The 13,376-nt window shown below is 39.9% G+C and carries 13 protein-coding genes; 5 read left to right on the forward strand and 8 right to left on the reverse strand.

Annotation, left to right across the window (positions count from 1 at the left end; genetic code table 11):
• Positions 1–9: 9 nt before the first annotated feature.
• The 3 genes from HMPREF0549_RS01295 to zwf all read right to left on the reverse strand — a co-directional run bounded on the left by HMPREF0549_RS01295 (position 10) and on the right by zwf (position 5,329).
• Positions 10–1,971 carry a sugar MFS transporter gene (locus tag HMPREF0549_RS01295; protein ID WP_003716443.1) on the reverse strand — a complete coding sequence of 654 codons (1,962 nt, stop codon included), beginning with the start codon at positions 1,969–1,971 and terminating at the stop codon, positions 10–12.
• 309 nt (positions 1,972–2,280) lie between these two features.
• On the reverse strand, positions 2,281–3,717 hold the full coding sequence (gene gnd / locus HMPREF0549_RS01300; protein ID WP_040530667.1) for an NADP-dependent phosphogluconate dehydrogenase: 1,437 nt from the start codon (positions 3,715–3,717) through the stop codon (positions 2,281–2,283).
• Positions 3,718–3,850: 133 nt separating this feature from the next.
• Positions 3,851–5,329, reverse strand: coding sequence for a glucose-6-phosphate dehydrogenase (gene zwf / locus HMPREF0549_RS01305; RefSeq protein ID WP_040530670.1), 1,479 nt, complete (start codon positions 5,327–5,329; stop codon positions 3,851–3,853).
• A gap of 360 nt (positions 5,330–5,689) precedes the next feature.
• Between zwf and HMPREF0549_RS01310 the strand changes: the two genes are divergently transcribed.
• On the forward strand, positions 5,690–6,127 hold the full coding sequence (locus HMPREF0549_RS01310) for a VOC family protein (RefSeq protein ID WP_003716446.1): 438 nt from the start codon (positions 5,690–5,692) through the stop codon (positions 6,125–6,127).
• 219 nt (positions 6,128–6,346) lie between these two features.
• Here HMPREF0549_RS01310 and nrdI read toward each other — a convergent pair whose 3' ends face one another.
• A complete protein-coding gene (gene nrdI, locus HMPREF0549_RS01315) occupies positions 6,347–6,808 on the reverse strand; it encodes a class Ib ribonucleoside-diphosphate reductase assembly flavoprotein NrdI (RefSeq protein WP_003716447.1) in 462 nt (153 codons plus the stop codon).
• Between the two features lie 277 nt (positions 6,809–7,085).
• Between nrdI and HMPREF0549_RS10065 the strand changes: the two genes are divergently transcribed.
• The 4 genes from HMPREF0549_RS10065 (at position 7,086) to HMPREF0549_RS01330 (ending at position 9,030) form a co-directional block, all read left to right on the forward strand.
• On the forward strand, positions 7,086–7,493 hold the full coding sequence (locus HMPREF0549_RS10065) for a hypothetical protein (protein ID WP_235807385.1): 408 nt from the start codon (positions 7,086–7,088) through the stop codon (positions 7,491–7,493).
• A gap of 87 nt (positions 7,494–7,580) precedes the next feature.
• Positions 7,581–7,952, forward strand: coding sequence for a hypothetical protein (locus HMPREF0549_RS10070; RefSeq protein WP_235807384.1), 372 nt, complete (start codon positions 7,581–7,583; stop codon positions 7,950–7,952).
• Between the two features lie 20 nt (positions 7,953–7,972).
• A complete protein-coding gene (locus HMPREF0549_RS01325) occupies positions 7,973–8,515 on the forward strand; it encodes a hypothetical protein (RefSeq protein WP_040530672.1) in 543 nt (180 codons plus the stop codon).
• Entirely contained in the window at positions 8,512–9,030 is a 519-nt protein-coding gene (locus HMPREF0549_RS01330; RefSeq protein ID WP_003716451.1) for a DUF1836 domain-containing protein, read from the forward strand. The genes HMPREF0549_RS01325 and HMPREF0549_RS01330 overlap by 4 nt, the downstream gene beginning before the upstream one ends.
• Before the next feature lie 58 nt (positions 9,031–9,088).
• On the opposite strand, the gene HMPREF0549_RS01335 is transcribed toward HMPREF0549_RS01330, so the two are convergent.
• From HMPREF0549_RS01335 to ybaK, 4 genes are all read right to left on the reverse strand, one after another.
• Positions 9,089–10,192 (reverse strand): AI-2E family transporter, encoded by a 1,104-nt coding sequence (locus HMPREF0549_RS01335; protein ID WP_003716452.1) that lies wholly within the window; start codon positions 10,190–10,192, stop codon positions 9,089–9,091.
• Positions 10,182–11,030, reverse strand: a complete 849-nt coding sequence (locus HMPREF0549_RS01340) for a TIM barrel protein (RefSeq protein ID WP_040530918.1) — start codon at positions 11,028–11,030, stop codon at positions 10,182–10,184. The genes HMPREF0549_RS01335 and HMPREF0549_RS01340 overlap by 11 nt, the downstream gene beginning before the upstream one ends.
• A 307-nt stretch (positions 11,031–11,337) precedes the next feature.
• Positions 11,338–12,771 carry a C69 family dipeptidase gene (locus HMPREF0549_RS01345; protein WP_003716454.1) on the reverse strand — a complete coding sequence of 478 codons (1,434 nt, stop codon included), beginning with the start codon at positions 12,769–12,771 and terminating at the stop codon, positions 11,338–11,340.
• 123 nt (positions 12,772–12,894) lie between these two features.
• Positions 12,895–13,376 (reverse strand): Cys-tRNA(Pro) deacylase (gene ybaK, locus HMPREF0549_RS01350; RefSeq protein ID WP_003716455.1); only part of this gene is annotated, 482 nt, incomplete at its 5' end.

Consider the following 13,376-nt stretch of genomic DNA (forward strand, 5'->3'; position numbering starts at 1 on the left):
GAATCAGTTTTACTTTTCTTGATCCTTCTTTGTAACTTCCATAACGTTATCAGTTGTTGTAACTTCTTGGTTAGCAGGAATCAATTGCTTGAAGTCAAACTCTTCACTGTTAGTAACGGTAACAATAACGGTATCATCAAGGCCAGCCTTCTTAATAGTTGGGTCCCAGAATTCCATTAATTCGTCACCCTTAGTAACATGTTGTCCCTTGTGGAAGTAGGTAACAAATCCAGTACCGTGTAATTTAACAGTATCAATACCAACGTGGATTAATAATGCAATCCCACTATCAGAAACTAGACCGACAGCGTGACGGGTTGAGAAGGTTGCACGAACAGTACCGCTGAATGGTGCGTAAACCTTACCGTCAGATGGCTTGATAGCAAATCCTTGCCCCATGCTTCCACTAGCAAATGCAGGGTCGCTAACATTCTTCAAGTCAACAACAGTACCAGCAACTGGTGCAGGGATTTCTGTTACACCAGGCTTAGGAGCTGCAACAGTTTCATCTGTTGAGTCAGCTTCGTTGCTGTTACCCTTGGTGAATTGCTTACCCCAGGTTTGTTCAAGTTCATCAACAATCTTGGCGTGCATCTTTTCATCCAACTTAACCTTAGTGGCAAAGATAATAACAGAGATAGCAAGCATGATTGCTGGTGCAAGGAACATAACAAGCTTGAATGTTGTTACACCTGATGCAGAAAGTGATGATGCAGTAGCTCCGGCAGTCATTCCGGCAGCGATTGCAGTAGGTCCGATAATCCAACCAGAAACAGCTCCGGCAAACTTATCGAGTAATGGACGAACTGAAAGTGTTAATGATTCATCACGGTGTCCTAATTTTAACTGACCGTATTCAACTGAGTCAGTGATTGTCATCAAAACAACTAAGAAAACAAGTGGTTGTGGGATGAAGAATAATTCAGCACCAATCAATACCATTACTAGTGAATGACCAGCAAAGGCAAAGACTAATAATCCTAATGCTAACATGCTGACAGAGCCGTAGAATAACTTCCGCCGACTAATCTTGTTAGTAAACATTGGGAAAGTAAGAACTGAGATAACACCGACAACAGTGTTCAAACCACCAAGGATTGAGAAGGCCTTGGCATTACCGAGAATGTATGTGAAGTAGTAAAGCTCCATACTGTTAACAAGCGTAATCCCGGTTGTGTAGAACAAGTAGGACATTGCAATGGAGAATAGTTGATCGTTCTTAACAAGGACTTTGAAAACATCTTTAAGTTTAGTTTGTTCCTTGTTTTCACGAAGCAATGATTGTTGTTCGTGAGTTCCTAAACCAACACCAACAGCAGTAATGGCGGCGATGGCAGCGATAATTGCCGCGAAGATAAACCAACCACGGTCATCACCAGTACCACCGTTTTGGTTAGCGGAGAAGAACAGAACCATTGGCATAATAACAAAACCAACAATCTGACCACCAACAGTGGAACCAACCCGAGCAAAGGTAGCAATCTTATCACGTTCGTGTGAATTGAATGATAAGGCTGGAAGCATTGACCAGAAACCAACATCGTTAAATGAATAGAAGATATCCATAATGATGTATAAGATGGCAAAAATAATCAAGTAAAGATAAGGGCTAGAAACGTTTAAGCCACCTAGTGGAGTGAAAAGTGCTGCTAAGATAACAGCAGAAATAATTCCACCGCCAACAACCCAAGGCTTGAATTTACCCCAACGAGTATGGGTCCGGTCAATCGCATTCCCAATCATTGGATCAATTAACAATTCGATAATCCGGAGAACCGCAATAATTGTGGTAATCCATAAAATCATGTGATCATTGAATGCTTTGTTACCGGAATGGAATAAGTGTCCGGTAACATACATAATAAAGTAAGTAGAGAGCAAGGCATAGAAAGCATCGTGTCCAAATGCACCCATTGAATAGGCGAAACGGGCACGACCAACATGTTCTTGACTCTTAGAACTATTGTTCATTGTAGACTCCCCTTTTCTGCATCAACATTTATAATAACTTACAGCCATTATGTTAAGCGCTTTCATAAAAGATGTCAATATTCTTTTAGTAAATTTTTACGAAAAAATTTGCTAAATAATTTATCCATTAGGTAAAAATTGTTTAATTGGTATAGTGCTAATAGGCGAAATATAACAAGCAATGTTGACTTAGTACTAATAAAATGACTAGGAAGAATGAGCGGTTGGTAAATGTTTATTCAGTGATGAACAAAAAAGGACTTATGATGATTTCATCATAAGTCCTTAATTCAATGGAAATTTAATTAATTATTGTTCTTCGTACCAGCTGTAGTGATAGTTACCAGGACGGTCTGTCCGTTCGTAGGTGTGGGCACCAAAGTAGTCCCGTTGTGCTTGTAGTAAGTTTGCAGGAAGGACTTCAGCACGGAATGAGTCATAGTAACTAATAGCAGCACTTAATGATGGAACAGGTACACCGGCCTTTACGGCAAGTGCAACAACGTCCCGAATAGCCTTTTGGTACTTCTTAGCAATGTCCTTGAAGTAGTCGTCAAATAAGAGGTTCTTCAAGTCAGGATTCTTTGCGAAGGCATCAGTAATGTTTTGTAAGAATTGGGCACGAATAATGCAACCAGCACGCCAAATTTGGGCTAATTCGCCGTATTGGAGGTTCCAATTGTAACGTTCGGAATCGATCCGCATTTGTTCGAATCCTTGAGCGTAACTCATTACCTTACCGAAGTAGAGAGCTTGACGAATCTTTTCAACTAATTCTTTCTTGTTATCAATTGAAACGGCTTCAGTATCAACAGGCAATTCCTTGCTTGCTTGAACCCGTTCCTTCTTCATCATTGAGATGTAACGAGCATAAACGGCTTCAGTAATAACAGATTGTGGTGCACCACCGTCAAGGGCAGTTTCAGAACTCCACTTACCAGTTCCCTTGTTAGCACCACGGTCAAGAATCATATCAACGATTGGCTTACTCTTGTCATCGCCAAGGTCATCTTTTCGGGTAAGAATGTCAGCAGTAATGTCAACAAGATAGCTGGAAAGTTCACCCTTGTTCCATTCAGCGAAGGTCTTAGCAATATCGTCAACTGGCATCTTTAAGACGTTCCGCATGATGTTGTAACTTTCATCGATCAGTTCTTCGTCACCATATTCGATTCCGTTGTGAACCATCTTAACGTAGTGACCAGCACCGTTAGGACCAATGTAGGCAACACATGGCTTGCCGTCTTCTTCAGCCTTGGCAGCGATCTTAGTAAGAATTGGTTCTACCAAGTCATAAGCTTCTTTTTGACCACCAGGCATTAATGATGGACCATAGAGAGCACCTAATTCACCACCAGATACACCCATGCCAATGAAGTTGATTCCGGACTTGTCTAACTTAGCATTCCGTGCCATTGTGTCATGGAAGTTAGTGTTACCGCCATCAATTAAAACATCACCCTTATCAAGTAATGGTAATAATTCATCGATAACAGCATCAGTAGCCTTACCAGCCTTAACCATCATAAGGATTCGACGAGGCTTTTCTAGTGAGTTAACGAAGTCTTCAATTGTATAACTTGGCACTAACTTTTTATCACCGTGATCACGGATCATTTCGTCAGTTCGGTTACGGTGACGATTATAAACACCAACGGTAAAACCGCGACTTTCAATGTTTAAGGCGAGGTTTTTACCCATAACAGCTAAACCAACAACACCAATTTGTGCTTTTTGATCTGACATATTCTTACACTCCTTAGCTAATCTTGTGTTTATTTTCACAATAATTATTATACAGCAAACAACTTTGAAAGTAAAAACAAAAAAGGTTTAAGAAGAAAATTATTTTCTTCTTAAACCTTATCGGTAATTTAGGTTATTTGTTAAGATCGTAAACCCACTTGCGACCATCACGAGCTAACAATTCAGTAGCTGCGGCAGGACCCATTGAGCCTGGAGTGTAGTTAGGGAATTGTGGCTTTTCGATGTCCCAAAGGTTCCGAATAACGTCAACGAACTTCCATGCGTAAGCAATTTCAGCCCATGAAGCAAAGTTAGTGTGGTTACCTTCAAGAGCATCGTGGAAAAGACGTTCGTATGGTTCTGGTGATTCCTTCTTGGCAGAATCGCTTTGAAGGAACTTCAAGTCAACTGGTTCAGTTGTGTAACCTTGACCAACATGCTTAGCGTTTAATTGGAGAGCAAAGCCGGACTTAGGTTCAACAAAGACAGTTAAAACGTTGGAATGAAGAGCTTGTTCGTTGCCAGAATTTGGATTAGCAAAAATATCAATTAATGGCTTCTTGAAGACTACATCAATCCGTGTAAACTTGTCGGCTAACTTCTTACCAGTCCGAACGTAGAATGGAACGCCTGACCAACGGTAGTTATCAAACATTAACTTAGCAGCAACGAATGTTTCAGTACCTGATTCTGGATCAACACCATCTTCATGACGGTAATCAGGTTGACTGCCATCAGCACCATATTGGCCACGAACAAAGTTAGCAGCTGCTTGTGATGGGGTGTAAACACGTAAACTACGCAATGCCTTGATCTTTTCAACACGAACATCGTCGTCAGTAAAGGCAACAGGTTCTTCCATTGCTAATTGAGCAACAACTTGCATGATGTGGTTTTGAACCATGTCACGTAAAGCACCAGAGTTGTCGTAGTATCCGGCACGTTCTTCAACACCAAGCTTTTCACTTAAGGTTACTTGGATGTTGTCAATGTAACGGTTGTTCCAGAGAGCTTCGATGACTGGGTTACCGAAACGTAATGCTTGGATATTTTGAACCATTTCCTTACCAAGGTAGTGGTCAATCCGGAAAATTTGGTTTTCTTCAAATGTTTGTGACAATTCGTCGTTCAGCTTCTTAGCTGAGTCAAAGTCACGTCCGAATGGCTTTTCAATAACAAGACGGTTGTAACCATTGTCAGTTAATAAGCCTTGCTTCTTGATGTTGATAGCAATAGTACCAAAGAATTGTGGAGCCATTGACATGTAGAACAAACGGTTACCTTCAGTACCGAATTGCTTGTCAAGTTCAGCTAAGCGATCCTTCAACTTAGCGTAATGTTCTGGTTTAGTAACATCATGAGCACAGTAGAAGAAATGCTTAGAAAATTCTTCTGCTTCGCCATCCTTTGCAGGAATATCCTTAATTGAATTTAAAACCATTTCTTGGAATTCTTCATCGCTCATTTCATGACGTGAAGTACCAAGTAATGCAAAGTGGTCAGCTAAGTAGCCTTTTTGATAAAGCTTGAAAAGGGAAGTGTAGAGCTTCCGCTTAGCTAAGTCACCAGTTGCACCGAATAATGTAATTAATGCCTTATTTTCTGTAGCCAAAATGTTCACTCCTTCTGAATATTCAGAAAATCTTCTAACGCTACAATTATATACTTTCGACGGCAATTCTGCATTAAAAATGGTAAACGTTTTCTCTATGAATTCTTTACAAAGATAATGGATCAACTGAGATCTTTATTCATATGAAAAGAACATCCGCTATTGATAAATAATTGGTCTAGAACAAAACTTTTTTGCTTTTTTATACAGAATTAAGCAGAAATGCGAATGAAAAATCAAAAAATACTCGTTCTAATATATTAGAAAGGTAATTTTTAGTGCCTCATTTTGGGACACTTGTTTGACGTGACACAGAATGAACAATATAATCAAAAAAGAGGATTTTAACGGAGGAAAAACATGACTGCACAGATATACCCATATTTAACATTTGAGAACGCAAAGGAAGCGATGGACTACTATGTTCAGAACTTTGATGCAGAAATTGTTTATCACCAGCCGCTTAGTGAAGAACAAGCGGAAAACTTGGGATTGGATATTGACTCGTTAAGTACTACAACTTTTCGTGGCATATTTCAGGTTGCTGGTCAGAAGCTAATTTGTGCAGACGCAACAATGACGAATCCCCAACCATCATCAATGGTTTCCATCATGATTAATTTCGGTGAAGATGAGGCTGGGGCAAAACAGTTATTTAATAAGGTAGCAAGCTCTGACGAACAGCGTGTTACAATTCCGTTTGGCAATCAAACAGCTGATAATCAGCTTGGTCAAGTAGTAGATAAATACGGAATCACTTGGTTGATTTGTAGTGGTAAATTGATGCAGGAAGATTAAAAAATAGGAAGCTGGGAATTAACTTTCTCGGAGGGACGGTTGACTAACCTAGAACGATGAATGATGATGAAATCATCAGAATCGTTCGTAGTTAGGCTCGAGTCCCTCAGTTAATTCCCGCGATTAGACTCTATAGATTCGGAGAGCGCTAATATGGAAAGAGGATGAGAAAAAACGCCTAGTTTTTCCCATCCTCTTATTTTTTATCTTGATCACACTCTATTTTTCATTCCATCTCTTTGCAAGACGATCGTAGATAACCTCAATATCTTGAGAAGTTCCGCGAAGTTCATAATCAGCAAGGAAAGGAGCATCGAATTGCTTAGCGTACTTTCTTGCAGTTAAGCAATACTGTTCGTTGAAGTTTCGATTACCGCTACCGACAATTCCAAGGCACTTCTTAGCATTATCGCCATAAGCAATGTATTCGCCCAGAGCAGTGGTCATAATTTCTGTAAAGCCAGAAGTAATACCATCGCCACCGTCTAAGTATGTCGGAACAAAAACGAAAAATGGTTCTTGTTCATCAGCTGCTTCAGTCTGGTCAGTGATTTCCTTAAGGTTTAATAGTGGACTGCTGGGATTAAAACTATGTTGTTGCTTAGCATATGTTTCCATACGGCTAAGAAATGAACGCGTATTCCCTTCAATAGAGATATAAAGAATGTTCATTGCTGTCATTTGAGATCCTCTTTCTATTATAACGTAATTGATTCCTAGTCTATTTTAGATGAATAGGGCGATAAATAACAGTATAAATTATTTTATTGTTAAGGATTGCTAATATTATTGTAGCAAATGGTAAAAAATATTAAGCTATTAAACATAGTACAAGAAATATTTAGATAACGAGCAACCAGTAAGGGATAAAAATCATTTTAAACCGATGGCATAGTCTATTTACATAATTACATGATAAAATTAATCTATAATGTTTCTTAATTTGGGAGGACTCGATTTGAGTAGTATTGTTTTAGATAACTTAACATTCGATGCTAAGTCTGGGGATCAGCTTGAAAATGTTTCATTAGAATTGACTTCACCACAAGTGATTGCTTTTTGTAGTAATGATAATGGTGCAACAACAGCATTAAAGCAGCTCTTAGATGCTCAGGGAAGTATTGAAGAGGGATCAGTACTCGTAAATGGTGAACCGCTGGGAAAAGTAAACCGGCGTCATGGCAATCCGCTCGTGGCTCATTTTGATGATATTGAATTAAAGGGGAAAACAGTCTTAAAGGCGGTAAAGAATTGTCTCAAGCATCATCAAAACGTTTTGACGATTGATCAAACTAACCAAATGCTTGAATCACTCGGCATTGTCCCGGGAAGACGGGTTGCTGACTTGACTCCCGATGAGCAGTAAAAGCTTCGAATCGTTCTCCTCCTTTCTTGGTGTCGGCCAATTGTTCTTCTTGATGATGCTTTTGATGACCTTGATGAGGATAGTCGTTTGACAATGAGCGAACTGGTTGCTGACTACACTAAAAAGACTGATTCACTTGTTATCTTTACAAGTCAGGATGTTTCTACACTGATGCGTTTTTCTAAGGTGATTTATTATTTTGAAGGTAGTCACCTGACATCTGCTCGTAATGTTGAAATGCTGGATAGTGTTGACTGTGTAGTAACAATTATTGGAACAGGTTTCCCGGTTGAAAACGCGGTAAAGTTAGGGGCTCATATGTTAGAAGAAGCGCCTAAAGAAACCCGGTTCCTTTTCACAGGTAATATTCAAGTTCTCCTTCCATTAATGGAACAAAGTACGATTACTGATGTTCGAATTGAAGACGCAACAGTAGAGGATGAACTAATGACCTGGTAAGTGTTTAAGGAGGGATGCATGTGGGTAGAGTAGTACTGGTTGATAATCGGGAGGATGAACTGGCACTTAAGATTATGAAAAAGGTGCCGGATGCCATTGTATCAACAAATTTTAAGGTTCAACTTCAATCGGGCGATATTTTGTGCTGGCTACCAAGACCAAACGATTACGTGGATGACGAAGTTCAAGAATTGGCTGATTTAATAGATCAGAGTACGTTTTTACCAGAAAAAATTGTAATGTTAAGCATTCCCGGAACAGCAGACGATGCTTCACTGGAACAAGTAGAAAAGTGGTATGGCAAGGATGCACGTTCAATGATAATGATGCACCAATATGCGGTTAAAATGATTGATGAGTTTGAGATTCCGTATACAATTGTCCGTATTCCACCATTGATGTTGACAAATACGAGTGTTTCAGTTATTGGTGAAGGCCAACCGATGACTGGTAACAAATTGGGAATAAACCAACTCGTCTCGATTTTCCAAACGGTTCTTGAAACCAACCGCTACCTTAATCAGTCAATTGGGATTGTTAATAGCGAGGGAGGTCAACAATGACAAACTTAACAGAATTTAAACGCTGGGAGAATGGGATCTCCCGGATGCATTTTCCAAAATGGGAAGAATTACCAAGCTTGGGATTATATGTTGATCAAGTAGCTGCAGTGATTAATGAGTATTTAACTAGTTTGGGGATGGAACCTCTTACCAAGTCAATGATTAACAACTATGTAAAAAAGAAAACCATTCAGGCACCAATTAAGAAAAAGTATGCTGTTAACCAAATCGTTGACTTATTACTGATTGGCTTTTTCAAAAATACCTTTACAATTAATGATATTCGCCAAGGGATCCTCCAAATCACTGCTAAGGATTATCCTAAACAAGCCTACGACCGGTTTGTAGAAGTCCTTAATGCGCGGTTAAGAAATGAGCCAATTCCAGCTAACCCGAATTTCACCCCGTCTAATGAACAATTAATGGTTCTAGGGATCGATGCGGTTCTAGCTGGATTGAAAGCTAGATACCTGCTAGAAACAATGGCAGATAGTAACAAAACAGAAGAAGATTAAAAATATGGGAGAGTTAATCCAGAGCCATCTGCGGCTCCGAGTAACTCTCCCATTTAATTTATTCATTTGCTAGGCGTTTATGGGTATCTGTCTTAATAATTTTATAGATAGCAGCGAATAACGGTACGGTAAACATCATTCCTAAAATACCGTAAATTCCTCCACCAATAATAACAGCGGCGAAAACCCAGACACTAGGCAGACCAATTGATTTGCCGACAACTAGCGGGTAGGTGATTCGGTTATCGAGCTGCTGAAGGATGATAATAAAGATTAAAAACATTCCTGCTTGAATTGGTGAAACCGCGAAGATAATGATTACGCCAACTCCAGCGCCAAGAATTGCACCAATAATGGGAATTAGGGCACCAATCGCAGTTACTACGCCAATCATTGAAGCATATGGCATCCGGAGAACGCTCATCCCAATAAAACAGAAAATCCCTAATATAGCAGCATCCTTACACTGACCAACAATGTAGCTGCTGTAACTATCATTAAAAACTTTGGTAACGTAGAAAATATGTTTGCCTAACTGGGGAAGGTAGGCGTTAATAAGTCTTTTTATTTGGCGACTCAGTGTTTCTTTATAAATTAGGAGGTAAATGGAGAAGAAGAGGGCAACCACAGCAGTCGCTACAGTTGAAAATACTGATGATGCAGTTGAAATGATTGCTTTAAAGGTCCCGCCAAAACCAGCAGTAAGGTATTTACCGACTTGATTCCATTTAATCTTTTCTAAATCAAAGCTGTTCCATAAGGTATTTAAATCCTTATTGTGCTCGATAACTTTTACGAAACGGTTAACTACTTGTCCATGATTAGCCACCAGTAACTTGATACAAGAAATAAGCTCCGGAATTACTAATGATGAAACAATTACTAGAATTAGAATAATTGTTAGGTAGGAAAGAACAATCCCGAATAATCGTCGGTATTTTTGCGCCCACTTTGTCTTAAATATTCTGGAATAGAGGTGCTCATACTGATTAAGAAGAAGGTTAACAATATATGCGATAACCCCACCAATTAAAAGCGGCATTGCAGCACTAGTAACTGAACTAATCAGTTTAGCCACTGTCGGCCAATACCTTACTGCCAGGTACAGGCAAAAAAGAGTAATTACTAGGGATAGGTGATTTTTTTGAATTTTAACTTTCACGTTGTTCTCCTTGCATTAACTTCTTAGCGATATTGGTAAGATACCGGTGACTTTCAACCTGTTCACGGCAGTTCCACTGATCGTGAAGGTTGATTTCATATATGCTACTAGCATTTGGGTTTAATAGCTTTAGTACAGGAGCCCAATCAATTTTTCCCTTACCTAGTTGCAGACTATCATGTGTTTGCCCCATTGAATCTACAAGGTGATAGTGGACAACGTGATCACGCAAATGCTTAAGGGATGCCTGCAGTGCTTGATTATCACCGTGCATTTCAATAAAGCAGTGAGAAGTGTCGAATGCTAGTCGGTAGTTATGGCTTAGTATCTCGTCTTCCTGTTCCGGATGACCGTATGCAAATACCGGGGCAATTGAGTTTTCAAACATAATATGCTGACCGCCAGCCTTTGCGAAGCGATCTAACCGTTTATAAACCGCTTGGCGAGCTTTTTCGACACTTGGATAAAGGCTAACCATTTCCTGAACTTCTTTACCGGCATAGCCACCGTGAACTAGTACTTGGATATTTCGCTTTTTTGCTAGAGCAATTAATTGTTCAGTTGATGTTTCAATGAACCGATAAAGCTCTGGAAAGCTTTTTTCGGGGGCAACAACTTCTGAGTGCCACTCATGATAGACCATTGGGTGGTGGATAACGATCCTTTGAATTCCCTTTGACTGAACATATTGAACTGCTTCATCAAGGCGCTGATACCCTTCAGGTGTAAAGTCAGCAGCACTTGTATAAAACTCATATACGTCTGGGTGATATTGAAGGCGGTCGTCAATCTGTTGCTGATCGCTGCTTCCCTTTAACCCTAGCATTGGCATAACCATCATTGTCAGTCCTTCCAATAAAATAGTTACCTTCATTTTAGCAGATTATATGGTTAGCGACTGATGAAGAAAATTGAAACGTTTCACATGGAACAAAATAAGAAGCTGGGAATTAACTTTCTTGGAGGGACGGTTGACTAACCTAGAACGATGAATGATGATGAAATCATCAGAATCGTTCGTAGTTAGGCTTGAGTCCCTCAGTTAATTCCCGCGATTAGACTCTATAAGTTCGGAGAGCGCTAAATATGGAAAAAGGATGAGAAAAAACGCTTAGTTTTTTCTCATCCTCTTAGTGGTGAATGCACTACAGATTCTTATCCATAATAAATGTTAATTTAGAAAGCTCAAGGCCGTGCATAATCAAGTTACTCATTAACTCTTTAGTTCGTTTTGCCATTTCCGCAACCATCTTGTGGGTTTCTTTACTGAGGTAGGCACAAGCATCATTATCACTCATTCCTTCAACCTTTGGCGCAACCTGACTGACCCACCGGTAAAGATATTCGCGTGAGTCCTTTAAGTAGTTAAGATCATCCTGAGCAAATTCAGCGTGGTGAGCTTCAACAATCATTGAAAGTGCCCGGTACATCCAGTAAGCGCTCTTCAGATCCATATTAAGCTTCTTTGGTGTTTCACGGTAGCTGACATCAATATCATCCGCATTACCGAAGAATGGGATATAAGGAGTGAAGGTTGGAATACCAAAACTCATCCACATAATAGTAGAAGCAGCTTCTGGTAAATCATTCCGTACTTGAAGAACATGGGAGTTCTGTGTCCGGTTAAGAGAGATTGGCCGGAACAAGTGCTTTTGTTCTTCAGTACCGTGACCTAGTGGATCATATGGGGTGCCTTGATAGTGGCTGCTCAAAATCTTTTGCACATCTGCCAAAGTAATCCGGTGGTTGGTTCGCATAATGAATGGAAGATCAAAGTCGAGCGGATCCTGTTCTACACTTGGATTGAGGACTTTATGACCGTACCATTGACGTGGTGTATTGTAGTGCTGATCGAATACATCGGCCGTTCCAAAAATATGGCGGAAATCCCAGCCGTACTTATCAGGGTTGAGATGATTCTTTTCAACAAATTCTTGAATACCTTCTGACCACATAAAGTTATCAGGATCATTGAAGTCCACTTGTTGAATGGCAACCCGATTTCCGGTTACTGCATAGGCATCGTCTGGGATTCGTTCAGCAACCCAGTGGTGACCGGTAACAATTTCCATGTACCAAACATCATTTTTATCGCTAAAAATAACCCCGTTTCCTTCTGCAGAACCATACTTTGCAATCAATTGACCGAGGTACTTAACACCATCTTTAGCACTGTCAATAAATGGAAGTGTTGCAGCGACGATAAGGTCTTCATTGATTCCAGATTCGGTATTTAAGGGATCGCATGCCAAAACCCGTTCGTTGGCATAAACACTTTCAGTGGCACTCATTCCAACGTTCTTTTCGTTAAAGCCGCTTTCATCAAAAACTCCCTCAGTCTTGTAATTAACGTTTGGGGTTCCCTGATAGCGGTAACCGTCAGCTGGCCGATCAACAACACACTTATTTAAGTAGGCTTTTACTTGATTAGGATGGTTATGGTAAGCAGGATAAGTGACAAACCGTTGTGGTGTTAATGGGCCAAACGTATCGTCATTTCTTGCTGCCATTGTTGAGCCATCAATTGTAGCGTCCTTACCAACCAGGACGGTGGTACAAGCAGATAAGTTTTTCTTCATCTATTTCAAGACCTTTCTAGATAAAACATAAAAAATTGGTCATTATCATTTTAAGCTTCTTGATACCGGTTATCAATTTACCCACATAAGTTAACTTAATGGGAATCGGTAATATCAACTAAGTTAAGGATGTTGTTCAAGATCAGCAAATTCGGCATGAACCAGCTTAGCTAAGTCCTCTGAATTGAGTTTAACTGAACGACCAAGTTTACCGGATGAAACGTAAATCTCGCCTTGCTCCTTCGCTTCATTATCAATGAAGATTGGGTACTGGAACTTTTCATAAATACCAATTGGTGTGTTAGCACCATGAACATATCCCGTAGTCTTCAAGAGGTTCTTTAATGGCACCATGTTTACCTTTTTATTTCCAGAAACCTTAGCAAGCTTCTTTTCATCAAGGTGCTGATCTACTGGAACTACGCCAACAAGCGGACCAGTAACATTTCCAGAAAGAACTAATGTCTTGTAAATATGGTGTTCATCAACACCAGAATGATCGACACTCATCGAGCGGACGTCACCATCTTGGTGGGTGGGAAATTCTGCTTGTTCATATGGGATGTTATTTTTGTCCAAGATTTGTTCAACCTGGGTTTTCTTCA

It is taken from the genome of Limosilactobacillus vaginalis DSM 5837 = ATCC 49540, from assembly GCF_000159435.1.
GTDB lineage: Bacteria > Bacillota > Bacilli > Lactobacillales > Lactobacillaceae > Limosilactobacillus > Limosilactobacillus vaginalis.

Excerpts from the sequence above, each read along its gene's own strand:
- HMPREF0549_RS01295 (WP_003716443.1), bottom strand. The coding sequence starts at position 1,971 with ATGAACAATAGTTCTAAGAGTCAAGAACATGTTGGTCGTGCCCGTTTC.
- HMPREF0549_RS01330 (WP_003716451.1), top strand. The coding sequence starts at position 8,512 with ATGACAAACTTAACAGAATTTAAACGCTGGGAGAATGGGATCTCCCGG.
- gnd (WP_040530667.1), bottom strand. The coding sequence starts at position 3,717 with ATGTCAGATCAAAAAGCACAAATTGGTGTTGTTGGTTTAGCTGTTATG.
- HMPREF0549_RS01310 (WP_003716446.1), top strand. The coding sequence starts at position 5,690 with ATGACTGCACAGATATACCCATATTTAACATTTGAGAACGCAAAGGAA.
- nrdI (WP_003716447.1), bottom strand. The coding sequence starts at position 6,808 with ATGACAGCAATGAACATTCTTTATATCTCTATTGAAGGGAATACGCGT.
- HMPREF0549_RS01340 (WP_040530918.1), bottom strand. The coding sequence starts at position 11,030 with ATGGTTATGCCAATGCTAGGGTTAAAGGGAAGCAGCGATCAGCAACAG.
- HMPREF0549_RS01345 (WP_003716454.1), bottom strand. The coding sequence starts at position 12,771 with ATGAAGAAAAACTTATCTGCTTGTACCACCGTCCTGGTTGGTAAGGAC.